The sequence below is a fragment of the Chryseobacterium sp. JM1 genome (genome assembly GCF_000737715.1).
GTDB lineage: Bacteria > Bacteroidota > Bacteroidia > Flavobacteriales > Weeksellaceae > Chryseobacterium.
Map to the genome: position 1 here is coordinate 91,092 of NZ_JPRN01000005.1, position 13,628 is coordinate 104,719.

Consider the following 13,628-nt stretch of genomic DNA (forward strand, 5'->3'; position numbering starts at 1 on the left):
AGATTTAAAGATTTTACCACTGTTCAGCAGAAGCAAAACTAAATAAAAAATGAAGAATAAAACTATTCTCCATTTCAATTTATTCAGTTAAATTATTTTCTATTTTTTGATTCTTTCAGCAAGATCTTTAACGTATTTTTTTACCTCTTTGTCGATCTTTGATACATCTTTAATGGTATCACAAGCGTACATAACCGTTGAATGGTCTTTTCCGCCCATCTCTTCACCGATCTTTGTAAAGGTAGCATTCGTTAATTCTTTTGAGAAATACATCGCCAACTGTCTTGGAAGGGCAATTTCTCTTTTTCTTGTCTTAGAAAGAAGCTGTTCTTTTTTGATTCCAAAATAGTCGCACACCACCTCCTGAATGTAAGGAATGTTGATGACTTTTTTCTGGTTCGCTGCAATCTTATTAATGGTGTCTTTCAGCAATTCAAGACTTAAGTCTGTTTTATATACTGTAGAATAAGCAATCACAGAGTTGATGACCCCGATAAGCTCTCTCACGTTCGTTTTAGCTTCTGCAGCAAGGAAATCAAGCATATCACCAGGAAGAACAATTCCGTCTCTGCTTAATTTATCTACGATGATCTGTCTTCTTGTAGAAAGATCCGGAGATTTGATTTCGGCAGAAAGTCCCCATTTGAAACGGGAAACAATTCTTTCCTGAATATCCATAATATCTGCAGGCGCCTTATCTGATGTAAGGATGATCTGCTTTCCGTTCTGGTGAAGGTGGTCAAAGATGTGGAAGAAACTGTCCTGTGTGGCAGATTTTCCGGACAGGAACTGAATATCATCAATGATCAAAACATCAACCATCTGGTAGAAGTTCGCAAACTCAGTTTGCTTATGGGCTTTCGCAGCAGATATAAACTGCTGGATGAATTTCTCAGAAGACAGATAAAGAACTACTTTATCCGGAAACTGGCTTTTTACCTCAAGGCCTACTGCCTGTCCCAGGTGGGTCTTTCCAACTCCATATCCTCCGTGAAGGAATAATGGGTTGAAAGCTGTTGCTCCTGGTCTTTTAGCAATAGATCTGGCTACCGTGGCAGCGAATTTATTACTCTCTCCTTCTATATAATTATCAAAAGAATAGTCCGACTTCAGGTTAGAATCTATATTTACTTTTCTGATTCCCGGAACTACAAAAGGATTAACAATATTGGCAGAGAATCCCTGTGGCATTGTTTCCTGCATTTTTGGTGTAGGAACGCTTTTCCCCTTCATATTCATAGTCATTGGCTTTTCCTCTCCGGTAGGCCTGTTTTCCATGACAGAGTACCACAATTTAACTCCTTTTCCAAGATTTTTCTTCAGGGCAGCAGAAAGCAGGGATAGGTAATTATCCTCAATATATTCCTTGTAAAAATCGCTCGGCACTATAAGCGTAAGGTTATTGGCAACCAACGAAAGTGGCTGTACCTTATCGAATAGCATGTCGAAGGATTTTTCAAGCTTCTTTAGATCAGAATTGTCCTCAGCTGCGTTCAAATTATCCCGCATGAACTGAAGGCACTTCTGCCATATCATCATTAAATTTTCATCCATATTTATGCCCCGATTAGTTCGTTGTTAGTACTTTTTGTAGAAGGAAGACAAAGGTCCAATTTTTTCTTTTCAAAAAAAAATATTGCAGGTATTGATTATTTAAAAATATATTTGTATGCATAAATAAGGACTAAGAATGATACACACAACACACTCAATACGAGTACGTTACGGAGAAACGGACCCAATGAAATATGTGTACTATGGGAACTATGCACAGTACTTCGAGATTGGCAGAGTTGAACTGTTCAGAAACATAGGAATGGCATACGATGAAATTGAAAACCAAGGAATTTGGCTTCCGGTTTCGGACTATAAAATCAAATATATCCGCCCGGCACTGTATGACCAAAAATTAGAAATTCATACTTATGTAAAAAAAATTCCAGGCGTAAGGATAGAATTTGAGTACGAAATTTTCAATGAGGAGCAGGTAAAAATCACAGAAGCCTCCACTACCCTCTTCTTTTTAGACGCCAAAACCAATAAAGTGATCAGGTGTCCGGATTTTCTGATGAAGCTGATTGAAGAGCACTGGAAGGAATAGGTTTTAGGTAGATTTTAGATAGCAGGTTGCAGATTTTAGGTTGCCGTCAGTAAATTGGAGATAGAGGTGGGAAGTTACAGGTAAGAGGAAGGAATGCATTCATTAAAGGTGGTTGTTTTTAAACTAATTTGCATCTTTGCACTTCCAATTTAAATGATACGTTCATCTACACTTATATATACTACATATGAAGATCGCATTTTTGGGCCCTCATGCAAGTTTCACACAGCTTGCGGCCACACAGCTTTTTCCGGATGGGGAACTTCTGCCACAGGCTAATATTTTAGACTGTTTTAATGCCGTTGAAAAAGGAGAAGCTGATAAAGCTGTAGTCCCATTGGAAAATTCCATTGAAGGAACAGTTTCTATGACGCTGGATTATCTGTACAAAACCCCTTCCATCAAAATACAAGCAGAAGGGGTCATGCCTATTGCCCACCATCTGATGATTCATCCCGAAAACAGAATGGAGGATATAGAAAAGATTTATTCACATCCGCAGGCTTTAGCACAAAGCTTTCATTTTCTGGACAGCCGATTTAAGGATATCACCAGACAGGATTTCTCCTCTACAGCCGCAGCAGCAAAATTTGTTTCAGAAAATAAGGATTTGAAAATTGCTGCAGTCGCCAATCAGTTTGCTGCCAATTTGTATGGATTAAATATTGTCCACAGAAATATTCAGGATTTTGAGCAGAACCATACACGATTTATCGTTATTTCTAAACAACAGTCTTCTTATGAAAATGACAGACTTGAAGTTTTGGGTGAAAAATCCGGGATGCTGATCAATCTTCCGGAAGATCATCCGGGTGGACTTCATCAGGTTCTGTCTGTTTTTGCCTGGAGAAAAATGAACCTCAGTAAAATTGAATCCAGAACCCTGAAAACAGGACTCGGTAATTATTTTTTCTTTATCAACGTACAGGGAAAATGGGAAGATATCCTGCATGGAAATGCTCTTCTGGAACTTCAATCTATCAACGCGGAAGTTGATTTCTTAGGAAATTATAAAGAGTTTCTTCTGGAAAGCTAAAAAATATTAACTTAAATAAGAAAAACACTGCCTCACACGGCAGTGTTTTTTGTTAGAAACCCTGCCACTACAGAGATCACTGACACAATTGCAGCACAATATGTCACAAAAAGTGACAGTATCAGGTAATTTTTTAAGATAAATTAAATCCTTTATTAGTGATATATAAAATTAATTATCTATTTTTACCTTCGTTAAAAGATTTAAAAATAAAGACACATAACGACATTACGAAATAATATATATCAAATAATAAACATTTGTTTAAAAAATTAATACAATTATTCATATATAGTTAAATAAATCATAAAACAGGCACGATTTTTGCATTTTAAAATATGAAAACTAATTAAAAAACTTACTCATGAAAACCAAAATCTACAGCTTAATTTTAGCTTTATCCGCGGTTTCCGCTTTTTCCCAAGTAGGAATTAACACAACAACTCCAAGTGCTGCTTTGGATGTAAACGGTACTTTAAAGATTCGTGACACGCCTATGGTGACAGCATTACCGGGTTATGAGATCATGGCAGTCAACCAGGGAACATTTCAGGTTGCTAAAGTGGATCCACAGGTTATTGTTGATGCTGCTTCCACAGCCGCCAATACCAACACAAGCGTTTATTCAGCTAAAAAGACGACCGGAATCTCACTTCTGAGCTTAGGTCTTTTCCCAGCAGGTTTCAGGGCTGTCAACTTTTTAGCGGCCGAAAGATCAGTAGGATCTGCAGCCTTGTTCTCGGATACGGACAATACGTATACGATTCCGTCCAATGGTGTTTACAATGTAGGATTTTCGTTCCGTTACGGTTCGGGCCTTCAGGCTGCTATCCTAACAAATACTCCGGGAATTGGTATATTCAGAAACAGGGCGGGTGTAGGAACTCTTATTGACAGCCGTTCATTCAGTGGTCTTACCGTTCCATTGGTTTTAAGTTTAACTATCTCCGAAAGTACGATTGCTTCCCTGTATACGTTCCAGGCGGGAGACAAAATCTCATTTGGACTAACAGGATCTTCTGCTCTTGATATCGGATTATTAGGAGCCAGTGTAGGATCTTTCTACGTATACAAAGTTTCAAATTAATTAAGAACATAATTTAATCGCTCTGCACAGTTAATCCATCACAGAATATGTGATGGATTAATTTTTAATAGGGTTAAAAACATTTGCTTTATATTTGATAAAAACTAAAGAATGAGTGAAATTCTCCTGACGATATTAATTATAGCAGTCATCTTTGTCTTCAGCCATCTTAATAATAAGATCAGAAGACTGGAGAAGGAGGTTGGTGATCTGAATTCTAAAATCAACCAGCCGCAAAAAAATATTGTAGTTCATCAACAGAATATACAGGAGCAGGAACCTTCAGCAGAACAGGCAGTACCTCATCCGATACAGGAACATACCATGCATGAAGAGAGAGCCATTGAGGAAGTTCCTTCACCACCACAAAAAGACTGGCTGGAACCTGTTTTTGATTTTTTAAAACAAAACATTCTGACCATCGTCGGTATTTTCACACTGGTTCTTGGAATCGGTTATTTTGTAAAATATGCCATAGATAAAAACTGGATCGGAGAAGCGCCAAGAGCGGGATTGGGTCTGGCAGCCGGAGCAGGGATTATGCTGACAGGACACTTTCTGCGAAAAAATTACGCGGTTTTTGCGTCTATCATTACAGGAGGCGGAATTGCCGTTTTGTATTTTACCACTACGATTGCTTTCCGGGAATACCATCTGTTTACCCAGAATACAGCGTTCGTTGTCACCACCTTAATTACCATTATTTCCATCGTTCTTGCCTATTATTATAAAAGTGAAGTCATAATTATTATTGCTCTGCTGGGAGGTTTTACCGCTCCGCTGATGATCAGTACCGGACAGAGCAACTACCCTTTCCTGTTTACTTATATCACGCTTCTGAATATTGGTATGCTGGCAGCCTCATTCCTTAAACATTGGAAAAGTGTGGGATGGACGGCTTATGCTTTTACGACTGTTTACTTATTTTACTGGACTTCGGAGGAGCCTCAATTGCTGAGTATCCTATTTTATATGATCAGTTATATTATTTTCTACCTGTTTGCTCTTCAGGATTATTTTAAAAAGAATACACTTTCAACCTGGGATACCTTAATGCTTGTTCTGATTAATTTCTCAAGCATTATCGGACTGATCTATATATTTAAAACCTTAAGCTATGAACCGGTTATTATCTTCCCGCTTGTTTTTGCGGCAGCCAATGCTGTACTTCTGGTGAAAGAATACGGAAAGAAAAATTTTGGCTTCAGCTATTCAATTTTTGCAGCGTTGACGATCAGTCTGATCACGGTAGCAGTTGCGCTTCAATTTAAAACACATCTTATCACGAGTGTTTGGGCGATAGAAGCTTCCCTTCTTCTTTATATCTGGAAAAAAAGTGGACATACTATTTTCAAGACCTGTTTTTATGTTCTGTTTCCACTGGTAATCATCGCACAGTTGATGACATGGTCGGAATATTTCAATACAAAAGACATGAGTATCGTTTTCAATCCGGTATTTTTAACCAGCCTTGTGACGATTAGTACTACTATCTTCAACCTCTTTTTATTGAAAAGGATCAATGAGACCGGAAAACAGGTAGAGAGTTTCTTTGAAAATGTTTTCGCTGTTGTAAGCTATGGTGTCATCTATCTCGCGTTGCTGCTTGAAATTATTTATCACATTTCAGATATGCCATGGTCAGCTATGAGCAGTATCGGGTTTCTGTTCAGTATCTATTATATTTTTGTATTGATCCTGTTCAGGAAAAAGCTTGATATCGACAGCACCATCCAGATCGGACTGGTTTATCTGTTCCTTATCCTTATTATTTTCAATGCTTCATTTGCTGCATCAGAAGTTGCTACGGCCGTTTTACATAAAAAACTTAGTTTTGGGTTTTATTCAATTCATTTTCTTTACTGGATTCCTTTTATATATATGGTATGGAATGCTTCTGCCATTTCCGGTTTTTACAAAACAAAACCATCCTATCTGGCTATTTCAGCGACCATCGTCATTGCGGTAAGCTGCGGGTTTTACAACACTTATCTTTTAAGTTCTGTGACTGATGTCTCTCTACTTTATAAAGCCAGGGAGCATTTCAACATCCTCTACCTTCCTATTATATGGACTGTTCTGGCAAGTATTTTTATTTACATCAGTTTAAAAAAGAATATTCCGGAATACAGCAGAATGGGCTTTATCCTTTTAGCAATTATGGTTCTGAAACTGTACAGCTATGATGTGTGGCAGATGGATAATATCTCAAGAATTACGGCATTCATTATATTGGGCGTTATTTTATTGCTAAGCTCTTTTACGTTCCAGAGACTGAAGAATATTATTAAAAATATGGTAGACAAGAAGGAAGAGGAACAGGGCAATTGAGCTGGAAGCACGAAGAGTGATGAGGGAGGTTCTATTCATAAAAGATAATTATACTTTCCCTTCAGACCGCCACAACTTCACTCTTCCATCCTCCATCATCCTATCTTAAATTACCACATTTCAAAAATCAAAAATCCCTAATAAAACATTTTATTTATAAGCAATATTTAAAATATCCCAAAAATTCATTCACATTTTATAAAAATTAATTATATTTATCCAGTTTTTAACAGTTACATATCCCGGTTATGAAAAAAATACTCTATTCTTTTTTAATATTGTCATCTGTAGCATTATCTGCACAGAAGAATCCTTCTGTAAAGTTTGCAGTTGCCAATGATATTGTCGGTACCACCGACATGTTTAGTGCAAGAAAATCTATAGTTCAGAGTTCAAATGTTTATAAAAATGCTGCTGGACTTCCTCAAAGTTTAAAAAAGTACAGTTTCCTTGCTGAAAAAGGTCTTACGGAAGTAAAATTCAAAAACGGACTTGGTGGTTTGGACAGAATATCTCTTGCTCAGCTGAACGAACAATACGGACTTCCTGAAAATACAGCGGTTGTTATTGAAGGTTATGAGTTCCCTGACACCAGTGTAAAGATTTATGGTGACATTATAGGTAGCACAGAAGTTAAAGATTATAACGGTAAGAAAACGCTTTTCTTAAAAGTAGCCAATTATAAATAGATTATTAACAACTATATAGTAACAAAAGGATACCGCGAATGTATCCTTTTGTTTTTTTTAATATCTGTTGCTCCACTTTTTCTTGAGCTCTTCGTAGATTTTCTTTTCTGTGGCATTATTACCAGGCTGGTATAATTTTGCATTTTTAATCTCTTCCGGCAGAAAATCCTGGTCTACGAAATTCCCTTCATAAGAATGGGCATATTTATATTCTTTACCGTAATCCAGATCTTTCATAAGTTTGGTTGGTGCATTTCTCAAATGCAGGGGCACAGGCAGATTTCCGGTTTGCTTCACCAGAGCCAGCGCATCATTGATCGCCATATAGGTTGAATTACTTTTCGGAGAAACGGCCAGATATACCGCTGTTTCACTTAAAATAATCCTCGATTCCGGATTCCCGATCACATTCACCGCTTGGAAACAGTTATTCGCGATCACCAAAGCATTAGGATTCGCGAGACCGATATCTTCAGCAGCGAGAATCAGCATTCTTCTTGCAATAAATTTGATATCCTCTCCTCCCGCGATCATTCTTGCCAACCAGTACACAGCACCGTTCGGGTCACCGCCACGCATAGATTTTATAAAAGCTGAGATAATATCATAATGCTGCTCGCCGTTTTTATCATACAGCGCCATGGTTTCCTGCAAAATATCCAGAACATCTGCATTGGTGATCTCTTCCTTACTGGAGTTCATGTATTGGTTAAGGACCAGCTCCACTGAATTGATCAGTTTTCTGGCATCTCCACCGGAATACTGGATGAATGCTTCTTTTTCTACAATTTTAAAATGAGTTCCTTCGTCTTTATTGTATCTCTGTGAAGCCGTATCAATCAATTCTTCAAGCTTTTCATAGCTCAGTGCTTTCAAAATATACACCTGACTTCTCGACAAAAGAGCAGACACCACTTCAAAACTTGGGTTCTCTGTGGTAGCACCTATCAAAACAATCCAGCCTTTCTCTACCGCATGCAAAAGTGAATCCTGCTGTGATTTATTGAACCTGTGAATCTCGTCTATGAATAAAATGGGAGATTTTCCTGAAAATAAATTCTGTTTTTTAGCATCCTCAATAACGTCACGTACATCCTTCACTCCTGAAGAAACTGCTGAAAGCTTATAAAACTTCCTCCCTGATTTTTCAGAAATAATTTCCGCCAGCGTTGTTTTTCCTGTTCCCGGAGGTCCCCATAGAATCAGTGAATTCAAGGCATTATTTTCGATCATCTTCCTGATCGTGCCTTTTTCGCCGGTAAGATGTTCCTGCCCAAGAACTTCTTCCAGGGTTTTAGGTCTTAATTTTTCGGCTAATGGAGTATTTTGGCTCAAGATATTTTAATTTTTTTGATGAACAGATTCAGGTTTTGAATCCCTGAAACTTATAACAAAATTAAACTAATTTTAAATTTTTTACCCTATTTTTGCATTGTTTTGAAACTTACATTCAATAAAATCATTAGTTTTCCTTTGGTAATTTTGATAAAATTTTACCAGTGGTTTATTTCGCCCTTACTTCCGAAAAACTGCCGTTACGAACCTACCTGCTCTCACTATATGGTGGAAGCGCTTCAGGTGCATGGTGTTTTCAGGGGATTATGGATGGGGATCAAAAGAATTTCAAAATGTCATCCGTGGGGAGGCAGCGGCTACGACCCTGTTCCTCGGAAAAAATTAAATCAGTAACAAACTATTAAATCAATAGAAATGAGTAACCTATTTTTCAGAATTTATCTCGTCTTATTTGCGTTTATCACCCAGTTCGCATTCGCCCAGGATTATCCGGGAGGTTTATCGGACGGAACTCTGAAAGTAAACGGAACCAGTGTTCCTGTAAAGATCTATTCCACCACAGAGGTGATTGATCTTAATGCTTTTCCAGAAAAAACGACGGACAGCAATGTACTGGTCATCTTTAACGAGTCTAATTTTGAACCTGCTTATTTCGAATCAAGTATTATCACTTTAGCGAAATACAAAACCTTCAAATATCAGCTTTTCGATAAAAATTTCAAACTGATCGAAACACCTGCTACCAAAGACAATATCACCGCATTCAAATATGCTGTAAAATCAGCAAAACCCATCACCGCATCTGAATCCGTAGCGCTTGAAACACCTTTCAAAATCTGGGATCCTTCAAAAGGAATTCAGCTAGGCCCGGTTACCCTGCATTTTTATAGCCTGATGTTCGTTTTCGCCTTTGGTTTCGGATATGTTTTAATGCTGAGAATCTTTAAAATTGATAATGTCAACCAGAAATACTTGGAGCCGCTTTTCACATGGACTTTGATTGGTACCATCTTAGGAGCAAGATTGGGACACGTTATTTTCTATCAGCCGGAACTTTTTAAGGAGGATTTCTGGAGCGTATTTTTACCTATCAGTACAAAAAACGGATTTAAATTCACGGGATTTTCAGGACTTGCAAGCCACGGCGCAACGATAGCTCTGATTTTCACCACTCTATATTATTCATTCAAGATCATTAAAAAAAATCCTTTCTGGGTGTATGACAGAATCGGGATTGTGGTTGCTCTAGGCGGTGCTTTTGTAAGAATCGGTAATTTTTTCAATTCTGAAATCGTAGGAAAAGCTGTTGATCCTAATTCTCCATTGGCTATTCTTTTCCCACAACAGAGCAGTGAATACGGCCCTACCGTTCCACGTTACCCTGGTCAACTTCTTGAAGCTGCCGGATATTTTCTACTGTTCATCCTGTTATGGGTATTATACAGAAAAACAAACAAAAAATATCAGCAGGGATGGTTGTTCGGACTATTCTTTATCATTCTTTGGGCTGTAAGATTCTTTGTAGAATTCCTTAAAGAACCTCAGGGCGATGAGTTCATCCAGATTGGCGGACTGAATACGGGACAGGTACTTTCCATTCCGTTTATGATCGCAGGGGTAGTTATTATGATTATTTCTAAGAAATTCAAAATCACTCAGGCAGAAAACGAAAAACCTGATTAATAGGAAATTATAAAATGAAAGGGCAAATTTACATTGAGTGAATTTGCCCTTTTTCTATTGAAGCTGAGTTTGGGAGAGAGTCAAGAACCAAGAACCAAGATGCTAGACATCAGATTTCAGACTTCAGACTGAGGCTGAGGCAAAGGTTTAGATTGAGATAAAGTATCTTACCTACAACAAACTGGCAACTGGCAAAACTATTAACTCTCAAACACTCCGACTCTCAAACGCTCTAACTCTAAAGTTTCACTCCGTTTCTCCTGTTCAGTTCGTCAAAGACACTTCCAAATGTATTGATGACATCCGTAGGAAGCATTGATTCTTTAGAATATTTTCCAGCAGCCAGATCGGCAGCTCTTCCGTGAAGCCAGACTCCCAAAATACAGGCATCTTCCTGAGAATATCCCTGTGCCATGAGAGAAGTCAGAATTCCGGTAAGAATATCTCCACTTCCACCTTTGGCAAGCCCTGCATTTCCGGTGATATTATAAAATACATTCCCGTCCGGGCTCACTATCTGTGTGTGATGGTCTTTCAGGACAATGTATATATTCAATTCTGCAGCTTTTTCTCGGGCCAGTTTCAGTCTTTCAAAAGAGTTTTCCGTACTTCCAAATAGTCTTTCAAATTCCTTGGGATGCGGCGTGATCACTGATAATTTAGGAATCAGTGTTAAATTTTTAGAGTCTTTTGAGATGATATTCAATGCATCGGCATCCAAAATCAAAGGCTTAGTATATCTTTTTAGAAAATCCAGCAGTCCTTTCTGAGTTTCTTCGTGAGTTCCCAATCCCGGTCCTATTCCATAAACTGTTTCATTTTCTGTTTCGAAATTGTCTATGAATTCACTCCCACCTTCTGTAAACATCGCTTCAGGACAGGATATCTGCAAAATTTCATATCCGCATCTTGGTGCCAATGTAAAAGTAAGACCGGCTCCTGTTTTCAGTGCAGATTGAGTGGCCAGTACTGCTGCTCCTATTTTACCAAAGCTTCCTCCGGCAATGGTTACTTTTCCATACGTCCCTTTGTGTGAAAAATCCTGTCTGGGCTTAAAAATACCATCGACAAGCTTTTCATTAATGACAAAATCTTTCGTAGTTTCCGTCTGTAGATATCCTGCATGCAGTCCTATATCTAAAATGATGACTTTCCCGGTGTATTTTCCTGTTTCAGGATGGAGAAAACTCTTTTTCCAGCTTTGAAAGCTTAATGTATAATCTGCTTTAAAAATCGCAGCATCACTTTCAGGCATATGATCGGCAGGAAGTCCTGAGGGAAGATCTATAGAAATTTTAATGCAGTTTTCCTCATTCAGCACTTCAACCAATTCCTTAAAGATTCCTTCCAAAGGTCTTGATAAACCGGTTCCGAAAAGGGCATCAATAACAACCGTTTTGGCATCAAAATTATACTGATCCGCTTCTTTGAATTCTCTGACCGAAATTCCGGAGAGATCCCGAAGCCGCTTTACATTAACAGAAGCATCATCTGAAAACTTGCCTTTGGTATACTTTACAAAAATATCTACATCGAAGCCTTTCATGTATAATATTCTGGCGACAGCAAATCCATCGCCACCATTGTTTCCGTTGCCACAAAACAGGGCAATTTTCTTGTGATTTTTGCAGTTTTCGGAAATCCAGCCGGCTAATGCTTCGGAAGCCCTTTCCATAAGCTGTATGGAGGAAACAGGTTCGTGTGAAATGGTAAATGCATCCCAGCGGCGTATTTGTTCTGCGGTAAATATTTTCATAAAACGAGGTCAAACTTTTCACCAAATTACGAAAGTTCTGCTTCAGGGCCAATCATCTTAATAAAAATCCACTGATATTATTTTACCAGTAAAAAATTTAATTAAAACCACAATCTCACTTCAAAGATCTTATAAACACAAGCAATAATTCAATATTTATGGAATAAAAAAAACACTGAAAAGTTATGTTTTTTACATTTTTTAATTCTATTTTTGTGTGTATACTAATTAAAAAAAATATAAATTATGGGATTTGTTAATGAATTTAAAGCCTTTGCTTTTAAGGGTAATGTACTTGACCTGGCCGTCGGTGTTATCATTGGTGGAGCATTCGGGAAAATTGTTTCCTCACTGGTAGAAGACGTGATCACTCCGCTTTTACTGAATCCGGCATTAAAAGCTGCAGGGGCAGAAAATATTTCAAAACTATCGTGGAATGGCGTTACTTACGGTAATTTCCTTTCTGCGGTGATCAGCTTCCTTTGTATCGCTTTGGTTCTGTTCTGGATCATTAAAGGAGCCAATAAAATCATTAAGAAAGATGAGGCTGCTCCGGCAGGACCTACTGCAGACCAACAATTGCTGACGGAGATCAGAGATCTTCTTAAAAGCAAGAATAATATATAAAACAAAAGCACCTCCAATTGAGGTGCTTTTTTATTTTTATTCGGTTCAGTGATTACTGAATCTGTAAAATACTTGAGATCTGTTCTGCCAGAGAAAGCCCGATTCTGTCCTGAGCTTCCAGAGTAGAAGCACCGGTGTGAGGAGTCAGGGAGATCTTAGAGTGATTTAATATGGTTTTAGAAGGATTAGGCTCATTGATGAACACATCCAATCCTGCAAATTTCACTTTACCTGAATCCAAAGCATCAATCAAAGCGGATTCATCAATAACACCGCCTCTTGAGCAGTTCACGATGGCAACACCGTCTTTCATCATATCAAATTCATTTTTCCCTATCATGTATCCGTCTTTCTGAGCCGGAACGTGAAGCGTAATAAAGTCTGAATGCTTCAATACCTCCTGAAGCGGCTCAGTTTCAATATCCACATTGATGAACTGATTGTTGTAAAATTTAACTTTAATGCTTGCCTTCCCAACATTGTTATCCGCTGCCACCACTCTCATTCCTAATCCAAGAGCAATTCTTGCAACCTCCTGTCCTATTCTTCCCATTCCAACGATACCAATGGTTTTTCCTCTTAATTCGATGCCGGCAGTATATGCTTTTTTAAGACCTGCAAATTCTGTATCTCCTACTAAAGGCATTTTTCTGTTTGAATCCTGAAGAAATCTAGCTCCTGAAAATAAGTGGGCAAAAACAAGTTCAGCCACCGATTCTGAAGAAGCAGATGGTGTATTGATCACATGAATTCCTTTTTCTCTCGCATAATCCACATCAATATTATCCATTCCTACACCACCACGTCCGATAATTTCTATCGACGGACATCCATCAATAATATCTTTTCTTACCTGTGTAGCACTCCTTACCAGCAGGGTGCGGATCTTATGCTCATTAATGTAATCTACCAAAAACTCCTGCGGAACTTTTGCAGTGATCACTTCAAACCCTTTCTCAGCCAGGGCATCAATTCCAGATTGATCCAGACCGTCATTTGCTAAAACTTTCATAAATACAATT

Annotated in this window: 12 protein-coding genes; 8 read left to right on the forward strand and 4 right to left on the reverse strand. The window is 38.2% G+C overall.

The window, feature by feature from the left end; genetic code table 11:
• Window positions 1-99 precede the first annotated feature (99 nt).
• The gene (gene dnaA, locus IW22_RS10220) at window positions 100-1,554 is read right to left on the reverse strand and encodes a chromosomal replication initiator protein DnaA (RefSeq protein ID WP_034726286.1); all 1,455 of its coding nucleotides are present in this window, start codon (window positions 1,552-1,554) and stop codon (window positions 100-102) included.
• Between the two features lie 136 nt (window positions 1,555-1,690).
• On the opposite strand from dnaA, the gene IW22_RS10225 reads away from it, so the two are divergent.
• The 5 genes from IW22_RS10225 to IW22_RS10245 all read left to right on the forward strand — a co-directional run bounded on the left by IW22_RS10225 (window position 1,691) and on the right by IW22_RS10245 (window position 7,244).
• Complete coding sequence (locus IW22_RS10225; RefSeq protein WP_034726287.1) at window positions 1,691-2,101, forward strand: acyl-CoA thioesterase; 411 nt, start codon at window positions 1,691-1,693, stop codon at window positions 2,099-2,101.
• 187 nt (window positions 2,102-2,288) lie between these two features.
• Window positions 2,289-3,137 (forward strand): prephenate dehydratase, encoded by an 849-nt coding sequence (pheA, locus tag IW22_RS10230; RefSeq protein ID WP_034726289.1) that lies wholly within the window; start codon window positions 2,289-2,291, stop codon window positions 3,135-3,137.
• Window positions 3,138-3,501: 364 nt separating this feature from the next.
• Window positions 3,502-4,224, forward strand: coding sequence for a hypothetical protein (locus IW22_RS10235; RefSeq protein WP_034726292.1), 723 nt, complete (start codon window positions 3,502-3,504; stop codon window positions 4,222-4,224).
• Between the two features lie 111 nt (window positions 4,225-4,335).
• A complete protein-coding gene (locus tag IW22_RS10240) occupies window positions 4,336-6,555 on the forward strand; it encodes a DUF2339 domain-containing protein (protein ID WP_034726294.1) in 2,220 nt (739 codons plus the stop codon).
• Between the two features lie 248 nt (window positions 6,556-6,803).
• Window positions 6,804-7,244, forward strand: coding sequence for a hypothetical protein (locus tag IW22_RS10245; protein WP_034726295.1), 441 nt, complete (start codon window positions 6,804-6,806; stop codon window positions 7,242-7,244).
• Window positions 7,245-7,301: 57 nt separating this feature from the next.
• Here the strand turns inward: IW22_RS10245 and IW22_RS10250 are convergent, their stop codons facing one another.
• Entirely contained in the window at window positions 7,302-8,579 is a 1,278-nt protein-coding gene (locus IW22_RS10250) for a replication-associated recombination protein A (RefSeq protein WP_034726296.1), read from the reverse strand.
• A gap of 102 nt (window positions 8,580-8,681) precedes the next feature.
• On the opposite strand from IW22_RS10250, the gene yidD reads away from it, so the two are divergent.
• Together yidD and lgt are read left to right on the forward strand one after the other, a co-directional pair.
• A complete protein-coding gene (yidD, locus tag IW22_RS10255) occupies window positions 8,682-8,933 on the forward strand; it encodes a membrane protein insertion efficiency factor YidD (protein WP_034726298.1) in 252 nt (83 codons plus the stop codon).
• A 441-nt stretch (window positions 8,934-9,374) separates the two neighbouring features.
• Window positions 9,375-10,223 (forward strand): prolipoprotein diacylglyceryl transferase, encoded by an 849-nt coding sequence (gene lgt / locus IW22_RS10260; RefSeq protein ID WP_034726766.1) that lies wholly within the window; start codon window positions 9,375-9,377, stop codon window positions 10,221-10,223.
• A 238-nt stretch (window positions 10,224-10,461) separates the two neighbouring features.
• On the opposite strand, the gene IW22_RS10265 is transcribed toward lgt, so the two are convergent.
• A complete protein-coding gene (locus IW22_RS10265) occupies window positions 10,462-11,979 on the reverse strand; it encodes a bifunctional ADP-dependent NAD(P)H-hydrate dehydratase/NAD(P)H-hydrate epimerase (RefSeq protein ID WP_034726300.1) in 1,518 nt (505 codons plus the stop codon).
• A 246-nt stretch (window positions 11,980-12,225) separates the two neighbouring features.
• Here IW22_RS10265 and mscL point away from each other — a divergent pair, with 246 nt between their 5' ends.
• A complete protein-coding gene (mscL, locus tag IW22_RS10270) occupies window positions 12,226-12,606 on the forward strand; it encodes a large conductance mechanosensitive channel protein MscL (RefSeq protein ID WP_034726301.1) in 381 nt (126 codons plus the stop codon).
• A gap of 52 nt (window positions 12,607-12,658) precedes the next feature.
• Here the strand turns inward: mscL and IW22_RS10275 are convergent, their stop codons facing one another.
• A complete protein-coding gene (locus IW22_RS10275) occupies window positions 12,659-13,618 on the reverse strand; it encodes a D-2-hydroxyacid dehydrogenase (RefSeq protein ID WP_034726302.1) in 960 nt (319 codons plus the stop codon).
• Window positions 13,619-13,628: the final 10 nt, after the last annotated feature.

Bases quoted from the DNA above. Each gene is read 5' to 3' on its own strand.
- dnaA (WP_034726286.1), bottom strand. From the start codon at position 1,554: ATGGATGAAAATTTAATGATGATATGGCAGAAGTGCCTTCAGTTCATG.
- IW22_RS10225 (WP_034726287.1), top strand. From the start codon at position 1,691: ATGATACACACAACACACTCAATACGAGTACGTTACGGAGAAACGGAC.
- pheA (WP_034726289.1), top strand. From the start codon at position 2,289: ATGAAGATCGCATTTTTGGGCCCTCATGCAAGTTTCACACAGCTTGCG.
- IW22_RS10235 (WP_034726292.1), top strand. From the start codon at position 3,502: ATGAAAACCAAAATCTACAGCTTAATTTTAGCTTTATCCGCGGTTTCC.
- IW22_RS10240 (WP_034726294.1), top strand. From the start codon at position 4,336: ATGAGTGAAATTCTCCTGACGATATTAATTATAGCAGTCATCTTTGTC.
- IW22_RS10245 (WP_034726295.1), top strand. From the start codon at position 6,804: ATGAAAAAAATACTCTATTCTTTTTTAATATTGTCATCTGTAGCATTA.
- IW22_RS10265 (WP_034726300.1), bottom strand. From the start codon at position 11,979: ATGAAAATATTTACCGCAGAACAAATACGCCGCTGGGATGCATTTACC.
- mscL (WP_034726301.1), top strand. From the start codon at position 12,226: ATGGGATTTGTTAATGAATTTAAAGCCTTTGCTTTTAAGGGTAATGTA.
- IW22_RS10275 (WP_034726302.1), bottom strand. From the start codon at position 13,618: ATGAAAGTTTTAGCAAATGACGGTCTGGATCAATCTGGAATTGATGCC.